This is a genomic window from Microbacterium sp. CCH5-D1 (assembly GCF_001557335.1).
GTDB lineage: Bacteria > Actinomycetota > Actinomycetes > Actinomycetales > Microbacteriaceae > Microbacterium > Microbacterium oxydans.
Genome location: NZ_LSJW01000262.1, coordinates 1 through 4518, shown reverse-complemented (window position 1 = coordinate 4518; position 4518 = coordinate 1). Strand labels below are relative to the sequence as shown.

Below are 4518 nucleotides of genomic sequence, written 5' to 3'. Positions count from 1 at the left end.
GTCATCTCCTCAGGCGGGGTCTCGGGCGGGGAATGCGTCACCGCGTGCATCCTTTCGGGTGGGCTGCCTCGTCGACGCTACCGGTGTCGACGGGGCATGTGGGCTCGGGTGATCGGTGCGGCGCATGCATTGACATCATCGCATAGGGATTGCATTATGTGCATCATGGATGCAACTCCTGGCGACGGTGCCGAACACAATCCCCTGATGTGGAGCCGACGCTCCGTGCTGCGAATGCTCGTGATCGCCGGCGTGCTCCCCCCGGTGCTCGGCTCGCCGGGCGGCATGGCCCCCGCGGCGGCCACCGAACTCACCACCGCGGGCGGGGTGTATGCCGATGCTCTGCGGCGACTGGACAAACCGAACCTCGCCTTCACACAGGTCGCTCAGCTGGTGGGACAGAACCATCGCATGACCTTCCTGCAGGCGACGTGGGACGGCGGCGCGACGATCGTGCGCGACCTCGAGGTCAAGCACAACGGCGGATGGCTGCAGATCACCGACCCCGCCCACCGCTTCGACGAGCAGTGGCTCGTGCTGGAGGGCACGCTGCCGGCCGGGAGCGCTCCGGAGCTGTACGGCCCGCTCGCGCCGAGCTGGCTGGGCTTCACCTCGTTCCAGGTGCTCGGGCCGCAGGCGATCGAACTGACCACCAGCACAGACGACGTCGACCTGGTGGTCCGCTGGCGGCTGGAGGGAGCGCAGCCCGAGGCGCACTACGTGCTCACGGCCAAGACCGCAGGCGACTACATCGTCGGTTACCAGAGCCAGGACACCCGGTCGATCGACGACCTCGACGAGGTGCTCTGCGGGTCCTATCAGCACGCCCTCTCGGTGCTCGACGGCTCGGCGCCGCTGGGGGCGTGGGAGCTCTTCGCACCGATGGCGCTGACGCAGTACGCGATCGGCGACGTCGCCGTCACCTCGGGTGTCTATCTGCCGTCGGAGGTCGCCGAGTTCGTGCACGAGCGGCAGCTGATGTCGGACCGACAGCCGTACGGCATGAGTCTGCGCAACGACAGCCTCGACATCGTGCCGTCCATGTACGCACCCCAGCCGGGGCTGCGGACGGCGATGACGGTCGGTCAGCAGCGTGGGTTCGCCTTCGGCCTCGCCGCGCGCGCCGACACGCTGTACGGCACCTACACGCAGCTGTGCCGAAACGAGTACGGCCTCACGGCGTACCGGCACAACGTCTACGACCGGTCGCTCACCGACGCCGTGCACGCCATGGCCGAGCTGATCGCCGTCGAGCCCAGCGGCGACGACTCCATCGACTACGTGCCGTCGTACTCGGGGTGGTGGAACCGTGCCAAGGGGTTCGTCGACGTCGAGAACGAGGATGCCGTCCGCGCGGCGGCGAGCGGCGTCGTGCTCTCTGCGCACTACCTGACGGGAACCGCGGACAGCACCCTCTACGACCGCCGTGCCAGGCCGCTCGTCGAGTATCAGCTCTCCCGCAAGGGCATCGGGCATACGCCGATGATCGGCAGCCCGGTCTACAACGACAAGACGCAGTACCGGATCGGTCGGATCCCCACCGACGCCGTGAACCTCGCGTCGCTGTATCAGCTCACCCACGGGCGCAACGCCGGCATCCAGCGGCTCGCGGTGCAGGCGACCAAAGCGGGTGTGGTCGGGCAGAGCAGAGCCCCGTTCTCGAACGCGCTGGCGACGTACCGGGTCACGGGGGATCCGGCCTATCTCGCGGAAGCCACCTTGATCGCGCGGCGGTACTCGCAGGAGCAGATCCTGACGCCCTATCGCAGCAACGGCCAGCCGCCCGGTGGCTTCGCCTACAGCTTCTCGAAGTACTGGGTCGACCTGCTGGAGATGTTCGAGGCCACGGGGGAGTCCGAGTTCCTCGACGGCGCGTACCGCGAGGTGCAGCGCTTCATCACGCAGACGGCCGTGCGCCCCGTGCCGGACACGACGGTCACGGTGCCGGTCGGTTCCGTGATCAGGCAGCAGTACGACTGGGAGTCGCGCTCGTCCCTCCCGTCGTATCCCACCACCGACGTGCCGACCGAGACGGTGCCGGCCTGGTACGTGTCCCCGTCGGGGCTCACGTTCGAGGCATTGTCGTCGTTCAAGCTCGGTGTCAGCACGCTGGCGAACCCGGGTGGCGGCTACGTGTTCAACCCGTGCTGGGCCGGAGCACTGCTGCGCCTGGCACACCACACCGGAGACGAGCTGCTCGCCGACATCGCGCACAACATGGTGATCGGTCGCTTCACCACGTACCCCGGTTACTACGGGCGGCAGTTCCAGGTCGCGCACATGAAACCCGACTTCGCGACAAGCGGCCCCGTGGGCATCACGGGGTACTACTTCCACCACGCACCGGCCCAGCTCGGGCTCGCGATGGACTACCTGATCAGCGAGAGCTTCTATCGGAGCGCAGGGGCCATCGAGTTCCCGCACGTGTTCGAGGCCGATTTCGCGTACTTCAAGTTCTTCGCCTACGGCCATGCCCCGGGAACGTTCTTCGGTGAAGACGGGGTCTGGCCGTACCTTCCCGCGGGGCTCATCGCGGTCGACAACCCTCTGGTCAACTGGATCGGCGGTGTCGGCAACGGCGCCCTGTACATCAGCCTGACCAACTCCGCCGGGACCGCGCAGCAGGTGGTCGTCGACCTCTCGAGCGACCTCACCGGGGTGCCCCGGAACTCCTCGACGCCCGTGGAGCTGGTGACGGCGAACGGCACTCGATCGACCGGAGCGGCGAGCAGCGGACGGGTCACCGTGACGGTCCCCGCGCGCGGGCTGGTGGCCCTCGTGGTGCGCGACGTCGACGTGCAGCGTCCCGAACTGCCTTTCGACGACATCGTCGATCACGGGCCGGACAGCTTCCACGAGGTCGACTCCGACCCGGCGACCGAGTACGGCGTCGCGCGAGGGATGCTCCTGGTGCGCCCCGACGGTCAGGGGTACGACGCGTACGTGCAGATCGACACGGAACAGCAGGCGACGCTGTCGTACCGGATCGGCGGGAACGCGGTGCAGCAGGCGCCCCAGAAGGCGTACCCGTTCGAATGGACGATCCCGGTCGACGACCTGACCGACACCTTCCGGTACACGATCACCTCCGGCGGAGTGACCACGCCCGAGGTCACGCTGAAGCTGCCCGCACGGATCAGCGGTGCGAACCCGGGTCTCGCGGGAGATGTCATCGCGCAGGCGACGGGCACCGCCGGCGACCGTGTGCCGCTGACGATCGAAGTGCGCAACGCGACGGACGACCCGATCACCGGCACGGTCGCGATCACACTCCCGTCCGGGTGGCAGCTCGACGGCGCGGTCCCGGCCGTCTCCGTCCCGGCGCAGGGCTCAGCCCGCGTGGAATCGGCCGCGGTGATCGCCACCGCCGCACCGCTCGGTGAGGTCGAGGTGAAGGCGAAGCTCACGGTCACGGGCGAGGACCCCGTCACGCTCAGACCGGCCGCGATCGAGGTGATCGACCGGCGCCGACTGGTGTCGCTCACCTCCGATGTCGAGATCGTGAGCGGGCCGGGCGCCGTCGCGAAGCTGACCGCACTCGTCATCAACACCGGGGTGACGCCCCTGCAGGGCACGCTCGCCCTCTACGGGCTCACGGGGTGGAGCGTCGGACAGCAGAGCACGACGATCACCGTGCCACCGCGATCGGATCTGACCCATACCTGGACGGTGACGGCCGGCTCCGGTGTCGCACCCGGATCGTCGACGCGCTTCGAGGCACGCCTCGATCAGAGCCTCAGGAGGGGAGTGCTCGTGCGCGTCGCCGACGAGGGCGTGATCGCCCACACGCAGTCGCCGTGGCCGGGGTACCTCGAGGCGGGGAACTGGTACCCCAGCGGACTCTCCGGCTGGAACGGCACCCGCACGCGGTACAGCGATTCCGACTCGGTGGGCAGCACGGTGACGTGGAACGTCGACCTCCCGCAGGCAGGGCTCTACCGTGTCTCGGTCTGGTACCCGACGAACCCCACGACCACGACGTCGGCGGCCTACGTCGTGGAGCATCAGAACGGCAGCTCCGAGGTGATCGTGGACCAGACCCAGGGCGCAGCCGCCTGGCGCTCGCTGGGCTCGTTCCGCTACGCGGCCGGTGCGACGGGCACGGTGCGACTCGAGGTGCGCAACACCAGCATCCACCGGGTCAGCGCCGCGCAGTTCGTCCGTATCGGCGACTGACTCCCCGGTTCGAATCGCGCAAATGGTCGCATCCGCCAGGCGGATGCGACCATTTGCGCGATTCTGAGGAGAGTTGACGACTCAGTGGCGCACGTACTCCTTGATCGCGTCCTCGTCGACCGCGACGCCGAGGCCCGGGCCGGTCGGGACGACGAAGCCGCCGTCGGCGCGCACCTCGAGGCGCGTCGTGAGCAGACGGTTGGCGACCGGGAGCGTGAACGGCTGGTACTCGAACGCGAGGAGCGAGGCGGCGCTCGCCGCGACGTGAACGCCGGCGGCCATCGCGATGCCGAAGGCTGCCGAGTGGTGAGGGGCGACCTGCACGTGGAAGGCGTCGGCGAC

Annotated in this window: 2 protein-coding genes; one reads left to right on the top strand and one right to left on the bottom strand. The window is 68.7% G+C overall.

Translation table 11 applies throughout. From position 1 onward, the window contains the following. Positions 1 to 165: 165 nt before the first annotated feature. On the top strand, positions 166 to 4176 hold the full coding sequence (locus tag AX744_RS16020; protein ID WP_157543630.1) for a golvesin C-terminal-like domain-containing protein: 4011 nt from the start codon (positions 166 to 168) through the stop codon (positions 4174 to 4176). Positions 4177 to 4257: 81 nt separating this feature from the next. Here the strand turns inward: AX744_RS16020 and AX744_RS16015 are convergent. Further along, positions 4258 to 4518: enolase C-terminal domain-like protein (locus AX744_RS16015; protein ID WP_331709309.1), on the bottom strand; the 261-nt coding region annotated here is incomplete at its 5' end.

Coding starts and splice junctions, on each gene's coding strand:
- AX744_RS16020 (WP_157543630.1), top strand. CDS start 166: ATGGATGCAACTCCTGGCGACGGTGCCGAACACAATCCCCTGATGTGG.